This window comes from Pseudarthrobacter sp. Pseusp20, assembly GCF_059492155.1.
In genome coordinates this window covers 1,591,915-1,608,274 of record NZ_CP168521.1, presented here as the reverse complement: position 1 = coordinate 1,608,274, position 16,360 = coordinate 1,591,915, and the positions used below count along the sequence as shown (strand labels likewise).

Here is a 16,360-nt window from a genome sequence, read left to right as displayed (position 1 = left end):
CTTACGTCTCAGTAACGATAGTGCTCGGGCTTGTACGGACCGGCGACGTCGATGTCCAGGTATTCCGCCTGGTCCTTGGTCAGTTCCGTAAGTTCAACGCCCAGGGCGTCCAGGTGCAGCCGGGCCACCTTTTCGTCCAGGACCTTGGGCAGCACGTAGACCTTGTTCTCATACTCGTGCTGGTCCCGCTTGGTCCACAGCTCGATCTGCGCAATGGTTTGGTTTGCGAACGAGTTGCTCATCACGAAAGACGGATGGCCGGTTGCGTTGCCAAGGTTGAGCAGGCGGCCCTCGGACAGGACGATAATGGAGCGCTCCGCCGCCGTGCCTTCCTCAAAGACCCATTCGTGGACCTGGGGCTTGATTTCGACCTTTTTGACGCCGGGGATGCGGGCCAGACCGGCGATGTCGATTTCGTTGTCGAAGTGGCCGATGTTGCCCACAATGGCCTTGTTCTTCATGCCGGTCATGTGCTCGGCCATGATGACATCTTTGTTGCCCGTGGTGGTAATGAAGATGTCGCCCTGGGCCAGGACGGATTCCAGCTTGGCCACCTGGTAGCCGTCCATGGCCGCCTGCAGCGCGCAGATGGGGTCGATCTCGGTGACAATGACGCGTGAACCCTGGCCGCGCAGCGCCTCGGCCGCGCCCTTGCCCACGTCGCCGTAACCGCAGACGACAGCGACCTTTCCGCCCATGAGCACATCCGTGGCCCGGTTGATGCCGTCGGGCAGCGAGTGGCGGATGCCGTACTTGTTGTCGAACTTGCTCTTGGTGACGGAGTCGTTGACGTTGATGGCCGGGAAGAGCAGCTTGCCCTGGTCAGCCAGTTGGTAGAGGCGGTGGACACCGGTAGTGGTCTCCTCGCTGACGCCCCTGATCGTGGCTGCCGTTCGGGTCCACTTCTGCGGGTCCGCGGCAAGCGAGCGGCGCAGCACGTCCAGGAAGATGCCGTATTCCTCGGAATCCTCGGCATCGGCGGACGGCACGTTGCCGATGGCCTCGAACTCGACACCCTTGTGGACCAGCATGGTGGCGTCGCCGCCGTCGTCCAGGATCATGTTCGGACCCAGCTCGGGGTTGGAGTCGGCGCCGGGCCAGGTGAGGATCTGCTCGGCGGTCCACCAGTATTCCTCAAGGGTCTCGCCCTTCCAGGCGAACACGGGTACTCCCTTGGGGTCCTCAACGGTACCCTTGCCCACCACCACGGCCGCGGCGGCCTCGTCCTGGGTGGAGAAGATGTTGCAGGAGGCCCAGCGGACCTCGGCGCCCAGCGCGGTAAGGGTCTCGATCAGCACCGCGGTCTGCACCGTCATGTGCAGGGAACCGGCGATCCGGGCACCCTTGAGCGGCTGGGTGGGGCCGAACTCCTCGCGGAGGGACATCAGGCCGGGCATTTCGTGCTCCGCCAGGCGGATCTGGTGGCGGCCGGCTTCCGCCAGGGAGATGTCGGCAACTTTGTAGTCAAAAGTCATGGGTGGTCCTTTGCTTGGTCCGGGTCCTGGTCCAGTCCCCGTTCTGCTGTTTCTGTGCGGGCGGATACAGGTGAACTAGAGCCCTGCCGCGGCGTGATCGTGCTGGTCCGAACCTGCCGATGCTGCTGCAGCCAGCAGTTCCGGAGGCAACAGCAGCGGGATCCCGTCTTCGATGGCGTACCGGTTCCTGATCCCCGTATCCCCGGCGGCAGTGGCCACCAGTTCTTCGCCCTCCTGGACCAGCGGCGAGCCGGTCACGGGGCAACGCAGGACGGACAACAGCTCGGGACTGATCTTAGGCATTTGTTCATGCTCCCTGGCGGGCGCGCTCGCGCCGGTAGCGGAAAGATGTGCAGCTTCCAGCGTACCGCCAGATGGAGGTCAGGAAGGTTCCCGGAGGACGCGCAGGTGCCCCCGGCGTACCCCTTCGGCGCCCGCAGGAGCTTCAAGGGCGGAATGGTGGCCGCGCTGGGCGCTTGGCTGGGGTTCCGGGGGGAGGGCAGCGGCGTCCCGTACGGCGTTGGCGAGCGCCAAAAGGTCATCCGGCCCTGGCTGCTGGGGGGTCGACGGCATGGCCAGGCGCAGCACTTCCCAGCCGCGGGGAACGGTCAACGAGTCAGCGTGTTGCTCGCAGAGGTCGTAGCAGTGCGGCTCCGCATACGTGGCCAGCGGACCCAGGACTGCGGTGGAGTCTGCATACACGTACGTCAGGGTGGCTACCGCCGACTGGCGGCAGGCTGACCTTGAACACTGACGGATAGCTCCCACGACATCACAGACTACCCCTTGGCTGCGCAAAAACCGCGCATTGGCGCACGGGCCGACGCGTCTCCGCAGCCACAGGGATGTATCGCGTAAATCCTCCCCCGGGTTTAGAGTCGATGTATGCAGTCATCGAACCATGAATCAGGCTTTTCGGTCCGGTTGGCTGACCCGGATGCCAGCACGGCAACGGGCGTGGAGACTGCCGGCAGGAGCTTCTTCAGGCGGCGCCGGAACCGCCACGGGCGTGGCCTTCGCGGTGAGGTGATGCTGCCCACGCACCCCGGATACCGGACGCGTGCCGACCGCTTTGACGACATGGTGCTGGATTCAGCCCAGCGGCTGCACGATATTTGGGGCAAAACACTGGACGGCGTGCGCTTTGGTGTGGACGAGATCCCGCCGGACCTTGAGCAGCTGGCCGCCCATGCCACCACGCCGCCGATGGGTTCCTACACACCCGCTTCCGGTGATGACGGGCCCATGATTACGGTGTACCGGCGGGTTGTGGAGCAGGCCTGCTCCAGCGTGGAAGAGCTCCAGGACCTGGTCCACGATGTGGTGGTGGAACACACGGCCGAGATGCTCGGCGTGGCTCCGGAGACCTTGGATCCCGTGTACCGCCGCCGCTATTGATAACGGCAGCCGGGAACCTTTAGTAGCCCAGCGTGACCGGGACTGTTTCCCGCCCGGCCGCAGCAGCGAGGAAAGCCAGGGAGGAAACATCGTTCCGACCGTCCTGTCCCACGAGCACCGCTCCATAGGCTGCGCCGCCTGACGCGGACACGACATAGCCCACGACGTCGGCCCCGTCGGCCTGTGCCGGAATGCTGATGGAGGCGGTTGTCCCCCCGGCGATGTCCGCGGTGGCCGCCGGCCGCACCTTTCCATCAGCCGTGATGGGTGCGTAAGTGATGGTGGCCCGGGCGTCCAGGGCGCCGAAAACCAGCTGGCGAAGTCCTCCCTTGGGAACGGGAACCACGTGCTGGCTGCCGAGCCGCACGGCGGACGCCGCCCATGCCACGTCCAGGGGCTGCCCCGCCTGGAGGCCGCGGCCCATGCGTGCTGCCGCAACGAAGGACACGTCGGATGAGGCCGCGACGGTGTACTGGCCGGCAGGAACCCCGGCCAGGGATACTTCCGTGGTTGACCCGGCTTTCGCGGTGATAACACCGCCGGAGGGAAGCGCATGTTGGCCGTCCCGACCGTACAGCTTGATCTCCACCACGGCGTCGGAAGCGCCGGGCACGGTCAGCTCCAGGGCGGGGCCCGCGTCCCGGTACCCCGGCTGCCCGGTCAGTGCAGCGACACCGGCCGGATCCTGGATGTCCACCCCCGTCATTACCTGGCGGACTGCGGGCGCAGCCCCCGGGCTAATGAAATCCACGCCGCCCGGGGCAAGGCCGCGCAGGACACTTTGCTGGATTGACGCGGCAACCGGGCCACCGGCGCTGCGGACATGCACGCTGAGCTGGGACTCGTTGGGCGCCAGCCCTGCGAGGACTACGCTGCGCGTGGTGCCGGGGGCAACCAGCAGTCCGCGGCTGCCCGGAGCCTGGATCTGACCGCCCGCCCCGAACAGCTCCAGGCTCACAGTGGCAGGAGTGCTGGAGGCGTTGGTCAGCGCCAGCACGGAGGTGCGGCCAAGCGTGGTGGCGGCACCTGCAAGCCACTGGTCGTTGGAGGGTTGCGCGCACGTCGCCGCGGCACTGCCCTGGAGGTCGCCGTCGCTGGCGGTGTACTTCATGGCACCCGCAGCCGATGCGTTCTGGTTTGCCAGGGCGTTGGCACTGAGGACATTGACCTGGTCCACCGCGCGGTCGGCAACTACTCCGGCAAGGAGCTCCTGGGGGGTGCCGGCAGTGGGCGCCGCGCCGGGGTCCTTGGCGATTTCGACGGCGGCCGTTCCGTCCAGTCCTGACAGCCGGCTCCCCGGCAGCACGCCGCCCGCGCCAAGCACAGCGGCGCTGACCCTGGTTGCGGCCGTGGCTGACTCGGGCCGGAACTGGGCGTCAGTGCCCGCGTCGGTGCCTTCCAGCAGCCGCGCAGGCCCGGGGCAGACTCCGACGCTGGCTCCTGCGGGAACAGCGGCTTCCGCGGCCGGCACAGTCCGGCTGGTTTCCGGATGCGGCGTCAATGACCCCGCGGCCACCACGGCACCGGTGCCGGCAAGGATGAGGACGCCTGCCGCCACTCCGGCCGCGGATGCTGCGCGGCCCTTGGCGCCGGGCAGCCGGGTAGCGCCGCGGCCGGATGCCTTCCTGCCTGTCCCGGTCCCGGTCCGCTCCGGGGCCGGCTTTTCGCCTGCGGCCGGCTGCTTGGTTGCGGGCTGCGTTCCGGCATCGGACTGCGCCGTGGCCGGTGGGGTGTGGTCATGCATGTTGGTGTTCCTTACGCAAGGAGCCCTCGTCACGGGAGAGGCCGGTCCGCGGCCGTCGGGCCGGCATGGGGATGGCAAGGATGACTGTCAGTCCGATCACCGTGATCTGGGCGGCGGCAGTCCAGAAGGACCACGGGTTTTCGTACCGGACGGTAAGCCGGCCTCCCGATGCCGGAAGGGTAAACGCCTGGGACCAGCCTGAGGTGGTGGAGGTCAGCTTCCGCCCATCGAGCCAGGCAGTCCACCCGGGATCGGCGCGTTCGGCAAGCACCACCAAACGGCCTTCGGCACCTGCCGGGACTGCGGCGTCGACCTCATCAGTTCCGGATGCCACCAGCGCCGTGGCCGCGCCGCGGGGATCGACAATGCGGACACGGTGGGCAACATCGGCGGCCTGGATGACCGGCTGGTTCAGCGGGCTGATGCGCCACAGCCAGCCAACGTCGGTCTGTCCCACGGCCACCAGGCCGGGAACTGCATCCATCCGGCTGGCGGTCAGCTGGGCTGCGGTGTCCGCGGAGCGGAGCACCACGAATCCGACACCGAGTTGTTCCAGGTCCGTCCGCGGGTCCACGCCCTGCCCGGCAACCAGGGTGGCTGCAACGCGTCGAAGAGCAGCGGTGACGTCGTCGTCGCCACGTACCTCTTCCGCGCCGGGAGCGCCAATGATGTTCCGTGCGGAGGCGATGGCAGACAAGCTGTCCAGGGTGGTGCCGCTCCCGCGCATCAGGGATGCATTGAAGGTACCGTCGTCGCCGGTACGGAGCAGGAGGGTTCGTGTCTGCTCGGGTCCGATCCCCCTGTCAATGGCGGTGGCGGGAAGGGACCGTCCGGCAGTGGCTTCCACCAGCCGCGGCGCGCCCAGGGCTCCCCCGGCCCCGGGAGGGGCTGGGCTGGTGGCATCTCCCAGCGTGGCCACTGAAGGCGCGGCCGTTGCTCCGGCCGGGCGCAGCAGGTTTTGCGCGGACCAGGCGGCCATTCCGGCCAACGGTCCTGCCAGCAGTACCACCAGGCCCAGTGCCAGGCCGGCGCGTGTCGCAGTCCGGGTCTTGGCCCCGGTACCGGAAGCCCGTGCCGCAGCGGACAGCAACTGCTCGGCTCCGAGGAGGGCTGCCGCGAGGAGGGCAAAGGACGCGGCAGACACTGCCGGTCCGGTGAAGGGCGTTACTAGGACGTCCTCGTTCAGGCCCGTGGCAACGTGGCTGGCCAGCCATCCACTGGCAAGGAAGATCACCGCGGCAACCCAGAACCATCTGGCAGTCCCGGCACGCCGCCCGGGGCCCAGGAGACCCACTACAGCAAGGACCAGCACGGGCACGGCGACCAGCAGTGCCAGCAGCAGGGCCCACGGCATCGGTCCGCCCGCGAAGGCCGCCAGCCCCTGTATGCCGCCAGCAGGGTCGAATGACAGGGGCTGGCCCAGGATCTGCTGCCAGAGTGGGGCAGCGTCGAATCCCAGCGGGAGTCCGGGGTCGGCCAGGAGTGCCCTCGGCCGGTCAAGCGTCGACAACGCGAAGGGGACAAACAAGGCCGCACTGGGCAACAGCGCCCACCACACTGTCCGCCCGCGCCGTCCCAGCAGGACCCCGCAGAGCACGATGACCGCGGCCGCAGGGACAAGCAAAGAGGGCGCCGACGCCGTTGTGACCGCCAGCGCAAGGCCGGCAGCTGCGGCGGCCGTCCATGAGGGCACCCCGTTGATGCCCGCCTTGGCCGGCGGCAGTTCGGCCGGCCGGTCGTCAAGGGCTGACGCGGGGTTGAAACGGCCGTGGCCTACCGCCGAGCCGGTAGCGCGCAGCAGGCCCAGGACCACCAGCGGCAGCATGATGTGCGCGATCAACGCACCGGCGCGGCCCTGGTTCAGTGCCACCTGGAGTGCTGGAGCAGCAGCCCAAAAGATGGCCGCCACGAACCTGAGCCGGCGGCGCACTGTGACCCCGCCCGCGGCGAACCACGCGGTGAGTCCGGACAGCGGGGCCCCGAGCAGGAGCAGCCACGCCATGGCGGGGTTGGCGTCACCTCCGCCGAGGACGCCGATGATCCAGAGCACGTAGTCAAAGGGATCGCCGTGCCCCGGGAGTCCCGCCCCCAGGCTGATCCACCAGCTCGAGGCATGGTGCCAGATATCGCCCAATTGGGCGGAGACAGGAATCAGGGCGCCCCCGGTTACGGCCCCCGCGCGGAACAGCCCAGCCAGGGCCAGGAGCGAGGCGACCGCCGCAATAATGACGGCAGCCAGGGCGCCGTTACCCACCCATCCGCGTTTGCTGGTGGCCAGGGCGGCGAAATCGTCCGCGGCATCGCCGGTTGGCTGGTGCGCGAGCGGATCCTGCACGAGGTGGTCTGCGCCCGACCCGTCGGATCCCAGGGCCTCCATCAACGACCTGCGGTGGCTCCACACCTCGCGTCGGGGCGTTTGGAGCTTGCGGATCACGGACCGGCGGATGCGCCGTGTGCGTTTGGCTGTCCGCCGGGCCCTCGCCACGGCCCCGGGCCGGCCAAGGGCAGCGCAAGTGGCAAGGAGTTGGGAAATGCCGTGGCCGGGATCCTTGACCACAACGCTCAGGACAAGTTTGAAGAGGCTGCCCAGCAGTGCACCGATGCCGTGGAGGGGCACCATCCAGAGCGGGCTGTGCTTCAGGCGCAGGTGGACCTGCGCTTTCCGGGCTGCGGACGGGTTTCCAAGGGCGTGCGGGCGGTGCGCCACATGGAACATGCGGGCTGCGGGGACCACCACGACGCGGTGGCCTGCCAGCCGGTTACGCCAGCAGAAGTCGACGTCATCGCCGCTGCCGGGCAGGGCGGGATCGAAACCGCCCAGGTGTTCCCAGATGTCCCGCCGGACAAGCATGCCTGCGGAGTTGACGGCGAAGGTATCAGTGCGGCCGTCGTACTGGCCCTGGTCCATTTCGTCAGCGTCGATCAGGGTAAGCCGCTCCGCCCACCGGCTGGTGGACAAACCCACATCCATCAACTTCCGCGGCGAATGCCAGTCCAGCTGTTTGCAGCCGGCAACAGTCACTGAAGGCGCACGCTCCACGGCGCCCAGGAGTTCAGCCAAGGCCTCTGGGGCGGGCGCGGCGTCGTCGTGCAACAGCCAGACCCACTCCGTACCCGGACCGTCGACAGTTGCCTCGAAGGGCGCCAGCGCGCCAAGCGCGGCGGAGACGGCGGCGCCCATACCGCCCTTGCCCCGGGGGTGGCTGACAGTGGCGGCCTCCCCCAAGGCTTCCTGAAGGAGGCTGTGCGAGTCGTCGCGGGATCCGGTGTCCACGCCAATGGCGCGGTCCACGGGCCTGGTCTGGGCCGCCAGGGCCGAAAGGGTTCTGGGCAGATAGGCACTGCCGTTGTGGGCGACCACAACGGCAGTGACATGGACATCCTGAAGAATTAGATTGCTCGCTTCCTTAGCCGCCGGCGCTCACGCTCGGAAAGGCCTCCCCAGATGCCGAACCGTTCGTCATTGGCCAGCGCATACTCCAGGCACTGGGACCTGACGTTGCAGGCACCACAGACCTTCTTGGCATCGCGGGTGGAGCCGCCCTTTTCCGGGAAGAATGCTTCCGGATCCGTCTGGGCGCACAATGCGTCCGTCTGCCAGCCAAGTTCGCCCTCGTCGTCGAAGTCCTGCTGGAGCGGAAGTCCAATCCATACCGGCTGGGCGGTACCGGGCGCTGCCAGCTCCATGGGCGGATCCAGGTCGTCTTCCGGCTCGGCGCCGCCGTCAAGGAGGGCCTCGTGTGCCGCAAGGAACGCGGTGGCCTGGTCCTCGAGGATGCTGCCGGAATTCCTGTTGTACCGCTCTGCGGCATCAGGATCGGCGGGGTCAACATACCAATCACTCGGCACCCCCCGCGCACGGTATTTTGCCGTTGCCTGACCGGCCACGACGGCATCTTCCTGGATACGCTCTGCTTGCCCCACGGCGACCCTCCTGATGTTTCAGCCACTGCCTGGATACGTGGACACTCGGTTGTGTGCCGGTATTTACGCAATTGCTTTAGTTACCTAATTACACGTGTGTAACTAGGGCGAGTCAAGCCGTTGCCGGGATAATAGACAGTCCAACCTGGGAAGTTTGCGCACGCCACGCCCGGGATTTCCATTCACCCGGGCGTGGCGGATGCCGCGGGGTGCCGACAAGGGCCAAACAGACCGCAAATTCTCCGGATCCGCGGGGAAAATACCCGGTCCCCGCCGAAATAGCAAGCACGCTTAGCAGTGTGTGTGATTATTATCACCCTGGGAGCCGGCAGGAAACTGCCGCCAGGAAATGGGCACCGCCGGGAGACCCGGGAAGGTGGCAGGATGAAGCCATGACGACAATCCCCGCCATAGACCTGATGGGTACCCTTCGCTCCGGAAATTCCACGGCGCCCCGCCTGACCTGGTACGGGCCCGACTCGGAACGGGTGGAACTGTCGGGACGGGTCCTGGACAACTGGGTGGCCAAGACCAGCAACCTGTTGCAGGACGAGCTGGATGCGGAGCCGGGTATGCGCCTGCGGCTCGCGCTGCCGGCCCATTGGAAGGCTTTGGTCTGGGCCCTGGCCGGGTGGCAGCTTGGACTGGAAACCGTGCTCGACGGCGGCCCGGCAGATTTCCTGGCCACGGACGATCCCGCCGGCGCCGGGGAACAGGACGACGCCGTTATTGCAGTTGCGCTGCCCGCCCTGGCCATGCGCTGGACCGGGGAGCTTCCCGCCGGCTGCCTTGACTACGCCGCGGAGGTGCGGTCCCACGGGGATGTGTTCATGCCGCACGCCGACCCGGATCCCTCAGCCTGCGCGCTGCGGACGCACGATGGGCGCACCATCCTGCACAGCGAACTGACCAGCAGTTTCGCCCTGCCGCACTCGGAAGGAGCCAGGGTGCATGTTGCTGCAGACCAGGGACTGGAATCCGCGTTGGCCAACGCGCTGGGTGCCTGGCAGCAGGGCGGCTCCGTGGTGCTGACCCATCCTGACGTGGCGCTTACCGACAAACTGCTCGCTGACGAACGGATCCACGGCAGTTAATCAGGTTGCACAGCCTAGGCCTGCGGACCGCCGTCGGCCGGGGTGGGAGCCGGGCGTTCAGCGGCATGTGCGTGCTCCCTGTGCGGGTGGGCTTCGATGATCTCGTGGTCGTGGGAGAACTCCGGCTCCTGGTCCAGTTCCTCGTTGAACACCAGGAAGCGGTACGCGAAGAAGCGGACCACCGTGGCGACCAGGATGCCGGCCACACCCGCCAGGAACAGCAGGTTCTTGTCGTCGATGCCCATCCAGTATTTGGCCAGTGCCGTGAATCCGGTGGAGATACCGATGCCAATGCCATTGATGATGGTGAACATGACAAATTCGCGGAGGATGTTGGCCTGGCGGCGGTGACGGAACGTCCAGAAACGGTTCGCCACCCATGAGAAGACGGTAGCGACAGTGGCACCCACAAAGCGGGCCTTCGCCTCGCTGTCCGACATGGGACCGTGCATCAGGTAATACGTCAGTCCGTTGTCGATGACGAACGCCACACCGCCCACCGCACCAAATTTGGCCACCTCGCGCCAGAAGAGTGAGGCGAGTCCCCGGATACGATCTGAAAGTGCGCTAAACATGACCCTCCATGGCCGTCCGAACTGTGGGCCACACGGCCAAATGCCCATTTTAGCCCCCAAAGCTTTGAGCATGTGTTGCCGGCCAGCAGACCGGGTAGCCCAGCGGCGTAAAATCTGCGTCCCCCGCCGGGCGGGAAAAGCGGGATCGGGCCCCTCTTCGGTAGGCTGGCAGATGTGACTTTCCCAGTGATAGGCGTGGTTGGCGGCGGCCAGCTCGCGCGAATGATGGCCCCTGCCGCTACCGCACTCGGCTTTGAACTCCGCGTCCTGGCCGAGGGCGACGACGTTTCCGCAGTGTCGGCCGTACCGGCCACGCCGGTGGGCGATTACAAGGACCTGCAGACGCTCCTGGAATTTTCCAAGGGCCTGGACGTGATGACGTTCGACCACGAGCACGTGCCGACGGACCACCTTCGAGCCCTCCTGGAGGCCGGAGTCAACGTCCAGCCCGGACCGGACGCCCTGGTCCATGCCCAGGACAAACTGGTCATGCGTGCCGCCATCGACCGGCTGGAACTGCCTAACCCGGCCTGGGCGTCGGTCGCGGACGTGGACGCGCTGGTCCGCTTCGGCGACCAAACCGGTTGGCCTGTCGTGTTGAAGACCCCACGGGGCGGCTACGACGGCAAGGGGGTCCGGATCGTGGGCTCAGCAGACGAGGCCGCTGAAGCCGCGGACTGGTTTGCCGCCATGAGTCCCCTGCTGGCAGAGGCGAAAGTCGAGTTCACCCGCGAGCTCTCCGCCCTCGTGGCACGCACACCCGACGGCGAGGCACGGGCCTGGCCGGTGGTCCACACCATCCAGGTGGACGGTGTCTGCGACGAGGTGATTGCTCCCGCGCTGGACATTCCGCTGGAGGTTGCTGCCGCCGCGGAGGACGCCGCCCTGCGCATCGCCGCCGAGTTGGATGTGACCGGCGTCCTTGCCGTGGAACTCTTCGAAACACCGGGCAGCGGCGCCGGATTCCTTATCAACGAGCTGGCCATGCGTCCGCACAACACCGGCCACTGGACCCAGGACGGTTCAATTACCAGCCAGTTCGAACAACATCTTCGCGCCGTCCTGAACCTGCCCCTGGGCGCCACCGATGCGCTGGCGCCCGTCGCGGTCATGAAGAACTTCCTGGGCGGGGACAACCAGGACCTGTACTCCGCCTACCCCATGGCTCTTGCCGCCGAGCCGGCCGCCAAAATCCACTGCTACGGCAAATCAGTGCGGCCCGGACGTAAGATCGGCCACGTCAACCTGCTGGGATCGTCAACCGCGGAAGTCGACGCGGTGCGCCGGCGGGCCACGGCCGTGGCAGGCATCATCCGTGATGGACGGGTTGGCACCGAAGAACCTTCCGCAATATTCGAGGAGAATGCATGAGCGCCGAAGCAACCACAGCCGCCGGTTCCGGCGCCGGTCCCCTGGTGGGGCTGGTCATGGGCTCCGACTCGGACTGGCCCGTCATGGAGGCTGCGGCCGACGCCCTGGCCGAGTTCGGCATCCCCTTTGAAGCGGACGTCGTATCGGCCCACCGGATGCCCACCGAGATGATCCGGTACGGCCAGACCGCCCACGAACGCGGCCTGCGGGTCATCATTGCCGGCGCAGGCGGCGCCGCCCACCTGCCGGGCATGCTCGCCAGCGTCACGCCGCTGCCCGTGATCGGCGTTCCCGTTCCCCTGAAGACCCTTGACGGAATGGACTCCCTGCTGTCCATCGTCCAGATGCCGGCCGGCGTGCCGGTTGCCACGGTATCCATCGCAGGGGCGCGGAACGCCGGGCTCCTGGCCGTACGGATGCTGGCCTCCGGCACAGATGCGCTTGCCTCTTCATTGCGGGCGGACCTCCTGGATTTCGCCGCCGACCTCAACGCCGTCGCCTCCCGCAAGGGGGCCAGCCTGCGGCAAAAAGTCAGCGAAGTCTTCCCCGGCGGCTCAAGCGCTCTCCGGGGCAGCCGTTAGGGCGGCGGGCATGGCCAGCAGCAGCAGCGTGCTCCACACCGGCTCCGGCGCCTCCATGACGGACCCGGTACGCTATCCGGTCAGTGCTTCCCCCGCGGTCCGTACCAAGCGTGCGTTCGTGCTGGTCCTGTTGACGCTCCTGGTACCGGGCAGCGCGCAACTCGTCGCCGGGGACCGGAAGCTGGGGCGGACTGCCCTGCGCGTAACGCTCTGCGTGTGGGCGCTCCTGGTACTGACAGTGGCCATGCTGCTGCTCAACCGGAGCCTGGTCATCAATATCCTCACCAACCCGATCACGTCGATGGTGCTGGTGGTCCTGCTGGCGGCGCTGGCGCTCGGCTGGGCCTTCCTCTTCCTGAACACCCTCCGGCTCATCCGGCCTGTCCTGCTGGCTCCGCGGGCGCGTCCCGCCGTCGGCATCGCCCTGGTGCTCGCGCTGGTGATGGGAAGCGGCTCCCTGGGCTACGCCGCCTACCTGCTGAACGTGGGCCGCAACGCCATCGGCAACATCTTTTCCTCCGGCCCGGCCATGGAGCCCGTGGACGGACGCTACAACTTCCTCATGATGGGCGGCGACGCCGGCGACGACCGCACCGGACGCCGGCCGGACAGCCTCTCCATCCTGAGCGTGGACGCCCAGACGGGGCAGACCGCCATCATTTCGGTCCCCCGGAATTTCCAGAATGCACAGTTCAGCGCCGGCTCCCCCATGCGCGCCCTCTACCCTGATGGGTACAACTGCGGCGACGAATGCCTGATCAACGCCATCAATACCGAGGTCACCAACGAACACGCCGACCTCTACCCCGGCGTGGCAGACCCCGGCGCCCAGGCCACCATGGAGGCCGTGTCCGGCACCCTGGGCATGCAGATCCAGGCCTACGTCCTGGTTGACATGGAGGGCTTCTCGACGCTCATCGACGCCATGGGGGGTATCCGGATCAAAGCCGGGGGCTGGGTTCCCATGAGCGGCTATTTCGACGAGGCCACCAAGACCCACGGCATGCCGCTGGGATGGATCCCCGCCGGAGACCAGACGCTCAACGGCGCCCAGGCACTCTGGTACGGGCGCTCCCGCGAGTACGTGGACGACTATTCCCGCATCCAGCGCCAGCAGTGCGTACAGCAGGCCATGTTGAAGCAGCTGGATCCGGCCACCCTGCTGTCCAAGTTCGAGGACATCGCCCGGGCCGGAACAAAGGTGGTGGAGTCCAACATCTCCTCCGCCCAGCTGGGCAGTTTCCTGGACCTCGCCATCAAGGCGAAGGGCAAGGACGTCAAGCGGCTCACCATCGGACCGCCCGACTTCGACCCCTCGTTCTCCACCAACCCTGACTTCGACCAGATCCATGAGCGCGTGGACCAGCTGCTGGCATCAGCATCCGCCAAGGGTGCCCAGTCGGCCGGAATTCCCGACGACGGGATCACGGTTCCCCAGGCCGGCGCCGGCCACGTCCAGGCGGGCGGGGCCGTCCCCGCCAGTCTGCCCGCCGCGGGCAATGCCGCCCAGCAGCCCTCGCCGTCGGACTTCACCCCCGTGACCACGACGCCCGACGGGGAGCCGATCACCGAGGAGATGCTGACCCAGCTCAAGCTCGCGGGCGACGAAGAGGCCATCCGCCAACTCGTGGCGACCAACGGACAGTGCGCCCCGCTGTAACCTTCAGCCCCATCGGGCCAAACACCCAGTGCCCAGCCATCAGGGCCACACATCTGCCCACCCATAAGGAACGGAACGGTTTTGTACGAGATTGAGAACGTCCTCCGGGACTACGCCTGGGGTTCGACGACGGCCATCGCCTCGCTGCTGGGCCGTCCCGAGTCAGGGCGCCCGGAGGCCGAGCTGTGGATCGGGGCACACCCTGACTCTCCCTCGGTGGCCCACCTGCCCGAGGACGGGTCCCGGAGCCCGCTCGATGCCCTCATCTCCTCTGACCCGGAGCATTTCCTGGGCGCGGAATCCGTCTCCGCGTTCGGCCCCCGGCTGCCGTTCCTGGCCAAGATCCTGGCGGCAGCCCAGCCGCTCTCGCTCCAGGTCCACCCGAGCCTGGAACAGGCGCGGGAGGGGTTTGCGCGCGAAAACGAGGCCGGGATCGATCCCCATGCCGCCCACCGGAACTACAAGGATGACAACCACAAGCCGGAGATGATCCTGGCACTCACACCTTTCGAGGCGCTGTGCGGGTTCCGGCCGGCTGCGGAGACCCGGAAGATTTTGCAGCACGTTGCGGCTGCCTTCCATGGCGGCGGACAGGCGCCGGAGCTGCTCCGGGCCCTTCTTGACGACCTCGACGGTCCGGATGAGGGTGCGGCGCTCCGCCGGGCCTTCGAACGGCTGATCACGGGCGGCACGGACGTGGCAGAGGAAACGGCCCTGGTGGTGGCAGCCCTGGTGTCCGGGGCTCCGCTTGAGCCGTACCAGGCAGAGCTGGGTACCGCCATCAGCCTCAACGAAAAGTACCCCGGCGATCCCGGCGTCCTGATTTCGCTGCTGCTGAACAGGATCTCACTGAAGCCGGGCCAGGCGGTCTACCTTCCTGCCGGGAACGTTCACGCGTACCTGCACGGGCTGGGCGTGGAGGTCATGGCTTCCTCGGACAACGTCCTGCGCGGCGGCCTGACGCCCAAGCACGTGGATGTGCCCGAACTCCTGCGCACCATCGACTTCCATCCCGTGGCCGTGCCGATGCTGGACGCCGAAAAGACGGTGCTGGACCAGGACATCTTCCGCCCGCCGTTCCGGGAATTCCAGCTGCAGCGCATCGAACTGGGCCCTGACGCCGGTCCCGTTCCACTGGCCCAGGCCGGACCGGCCGTGATCATCGTGGTGGCAGGTGACGTGTACCTCGACTCCCCCAAGGGGGACCTGCAGCTGTCGCGCGGCGGCAGCGCATTCATCGCCGCTGCGGAAGCTCCGGTCAACGTCCACCGGGCGGCAGGCAGCGACGGCACGGCGCTGGCATTCGCGGTGACCACCGGTCTTTAGCAGGGCCGCGCCAGCAACAACAAAGGGCGACGGCGGCACCCACCCGGGTGCCGCCGTCGCCCTCCTGTCATAGTGCGGTCAGCTGGCCGGCCGCAGCTTCCGGACCAGGGGCACGACACGGCCGGCTGCGGTCTTCACCAGCCGGCGCCCCTGCTGGAGGCCCTTGCGGGCCAGCGGCATGGCTGTGGCGTATGCGGGGTAGAACGGCGACAGCGGCCTGTCCCAGGTGCCCAGCAGCATGTTTTCGTGTTTGGCGAACTGCTTCTTGAAGTCGGAAATGCCGTCGTTGAGCAGGCCGTTGAAGTCGTACCGGCTGCAGCCGTCCTCGCGCATGGACTGCAGGGCCGCCCACTTCACGCCGTAGTTCACGCGCTGCTTCTGCCCCTCGGCAGAGACCCCGCCGTAGAGCTCGAACGCGGTGGCACCGCTGCGGGACAACCACGTGAAGGCAAGCATCTGCTCGCCGTCGAACGCGGCGATGATCGGTGAGGCGTCGCCGAGGTTGTGGAAGACGTCGCGGTAGTACTGGTCTTCGTGGATCCCGAAGCCCGCCCGTGCCGCAGTGTCGTGGTAAATGGCCAGCACCTGTTCCAGCTCGGAGTCGTTCTTGACCTTGCGGAATTCCACGTCGCTTCGCATGGCCTTGCGGATGTTCGCCCGTGTGGACTTGGACATCTCCGCCATCAGTTCGTCGTCGGAACGGGTGAGGTCCAGGATGAGCGTGCGCGGGATGAGCACGGTGTTGGCGGACTCGCGGAAGCCGGCAGCCGCGACGGCGCCGGCAAAACCTGAGTCGCGGTCCCAGTCGGGTTCGATGCTGAGGGCCACGCCGCGGTGGCGGAGGGCAGCGTGCTCGGCCAGCCGGTTCAGGACCACCTGGGCGTTCTCCACGGAGCACATGGGGCCGCGCGGAATGTAGACCAGCGCCCGGAAGGGGACGGGAAGCCTGCGGACCAGCAACTGGGCGCAGCCAATGATTTCCTCGCCGGCCTTGACCAGGACCCTGTCCACGGACCAGCCGTGCGTTGCCTTGGTCTCGCCCCAGCCCCACAGCTGTTGCGGATGCCCCTGGAACCGGTCGACGTATTCGTCCCAAAGGGCGCGGTCAGTACAGGGCACAACAGCAGGAATCATGGCTTAAACCCTATACCAAGGCATTAACGGCAAAGCCCCGGTGCGCACGCGGCGCCCCGGGGCCCTGACATCCTGCAG

At 67.3% G+C, this 16,360-nt stretch carries 14 protein-coding genes; 6 read left to right on the top strand and 8 right to left on the bottom strand.

Annotation, left to right across the window (positions count from 1 at the left end; translation table 11 throughout):
• Positions 1-8: 8 nt before the first annotated feature.
• The 3 genes from ahcY to ACEN9K_RS07555 all read right to left on the bottom strand — a co-directional run bounded on the left by ahcY (position 9) and on the right by ACEN9K_RS07555 (position 2,243).
• The gene (ahcY, locus tag ACEN9K_RS07565) at positions 9-1,475 is read right to left on the bottom strand and encodes an adenosylhomocysteinase (protein WP_056393496.1); all 1,467 of its coding nucleotides are present in this window, start codon (positions 1,473-1,475) and stop codon (positions 9-11) included.
• 75 nt (positions 1,476-1,550) lie between these two features.
• Complete coding sequence (locus ACEN9K_RS07560) at positions 1,551-1,778, bottom strand: Trm112 family protein (RefSeq protein WP_018770151.1); 228 nt, start codon at positions 1,776-1,778, stop codon at positions 1,551-1,553.
• 78 nt (positions 1,779-1,856) lie between these two features.
• Positions 1,857-2,243 carry a DUF3499 domain-containing protein gene (locus ACEN9K_RS07555; RefSeq protein WP_478222135.1) on the bottom strand — a complete coding sequence of 129 codons (387 nt, stop codon included), beginning with the start codon at positions 2,241-2,243 and terminating at the stop codon, positions 1,857-1,859.
• Positions 2,244-2,360: 117 nt separating this feature from the next.
• Here ACEN9K_RS07555 and ACEN9K_RS07550 point away from each other — a divergent pair, with 117 nt between their 5' ends.
• Positions 2,361-2,873 (top strand): metallopeptidase family protein, encoded by a 513-nt coding sequence (locus ACEN9K_RS07550; RefSeq protein ID WP_018770153.1) that lies wholly within the window; start codon positions 2,361-2,363, stop codon positions 2,871-2,873.
• Between the two features lie 19 nt (positions 2,874-2,892).
• Here ACEN9K_RS07550 and ACEN9K_RS07545 read toward each other — a convergent pair whose 3' ends face one another.
• The 3 genes from ACEN9K_RS07545 to ACEN9K_RS07535 are packed head-to-tail and all read right to left on the bottom strand — an operon-like array spanning position 2,893 to position 8,541.
• The gene (locus ACEN9K_RS07545) at positions 2,893-4,617 is read right to left on the bottom strand and encodes a DUF5719 family protein (protein WP_223994452.1); all 1,725 of its coding nucleotides are present in this window, start codon (positions 4,615-4,617) and stop codon (positions 2,893-2,895) included.
• Positions 4,610-7,978, bottom strand: coding sequence for a glycosyltransferase family 2 protein (locus ACEN9K_RS07540; protein WP_134164542.1), 3,369 nt, complete (start codon positions 7,976-7,978; stop codon positions 4,610-4,612). Before ACEN9K_RS07540 ends, ACEN9K_RS07545 begins: the two co-directional genes overlap by 8 nt.
• A gap of 29 nt (positions 7,979-8,007) precedes the next feature.
• Positions 8,008-8,541 (bottom strand): WhiB family transcriptional regulator, encoded by a 534-nt coding sequence (locus tag ACEN9K_RS07535; protein ID WP_018770156.1) that lies wholly within the window; start codon positions 8,539-8,541, stop codon positions 8,008-8,010.
• A 392-nt stretch (positions 8,542-8,933) separates the two neighbouring features.
• On the opposite strand from ACEN9K_RS07535, the gene ACEN9K_RS07530 reads away from it, so the two are divergent.
• Entirely contained in the window at positions 8,934-9,635 is a 702-nt protein-coding gene (locus ACEN9K_RS07530) for a TIGR03089 family protein (RefSeq protein WP_268002811.1), read from the top strand.
• A gap of 14 nt (positions 9,636-9,649) precedes the next feature.
• Here the strand turns inward: ACEN9K_RS07530 and ACEN9K_RS07525 are convergent, their stop codons facing one another.
• A complete protein-coding gene (locus tag ACEN9K_RS07525; protein WP_495635485.1) occupies positions 9,650-10,210 on the bottom strand; it encodes a GtrA family protein in 561 nt (186 codons plus the stop codon).
• 174 nt (positions 10,211-10,384) lie between these two features.
• Between ACEN9K_RS07525 and ACEN9K_RS07520 the strand changes: the two genes are divergently transcribed.
• The 4 genes from ACEN9K_RS07520 (at position 10,385) to manA (ending at position 15,148) form a co-directional block, all read left to right on the top strand.
• Complete coding sequence (locus tag ACEN9K_RS07520) at positions 10,385-11,581, top strand: 5-(carboxyamino)imidazole ribonucleotide synthase (RefSeq protein WP_223994448.1); 1,197 nt, start codon at positions 10,385-10,387, stop codon at positions 11,579-11,581.
• The gene (gene purE, locus ACEN9K_RS07515) at positions 11,578-12,162 is read left to right on the top strand and encodes a 5-(carboxyamino)imidazole ribonucleotide mutase (RefSeq protein WP_495635484.1); all 585 of its coding nucleotides are present in this window, start codon (positions 11,578-11,580) and stop codon (positions 12,160-12,162) included. The genes ACEN9K_RS07520 and purE overlap by 4 nt, the downstream gene beginning before the upstream one ends.
• Before the next feature lie 10 nt (positions 12,163-12,172).
• Positions 12,173-13,822: an LCP family protein gene (locus ACEN9K_RS07510; RefSeq protein WP_495635483.1), complete on the top strand. Its 1,650-nt coding sequence runs from the start codon at positions 12,173-12,175 to the stop codon at positions 13,820-13,822.
• A gap of 81 nt (positions 13,823-13,903) precedes the next feature.
• Positions 13,904-15,148: a mannose-6-phosphate isomerase, class I gene (gene manA, locus ACEN9K_RS07505; protein WP_495635482.1), complete on the top strand. Its 1,245-nt coding sequence runs from the start codon at positions 13,904-13,906 to the stop codon at positions 15,146-15,148.
• Between the two features lie 78 nt (positions 15,149-15,226).
• Here the strand turns inward: manA and ACEN9K_RS07500 are convergent, their stop codons facing one another.
• On the bottom strand, positions 15,227-16,282 hold the full coding sequence (locus ACEN9K_RS07500) for a lipid II:glycine glycyltransferase FemX (RefSeq protein WP_495635481.1): 1,056 nt from the start codon (positions 16,280-16,282) through the stop codon (positions 15,227-15,229).
• Positions 16,283-16,360 lie beyond the last annotated feature (78 nt).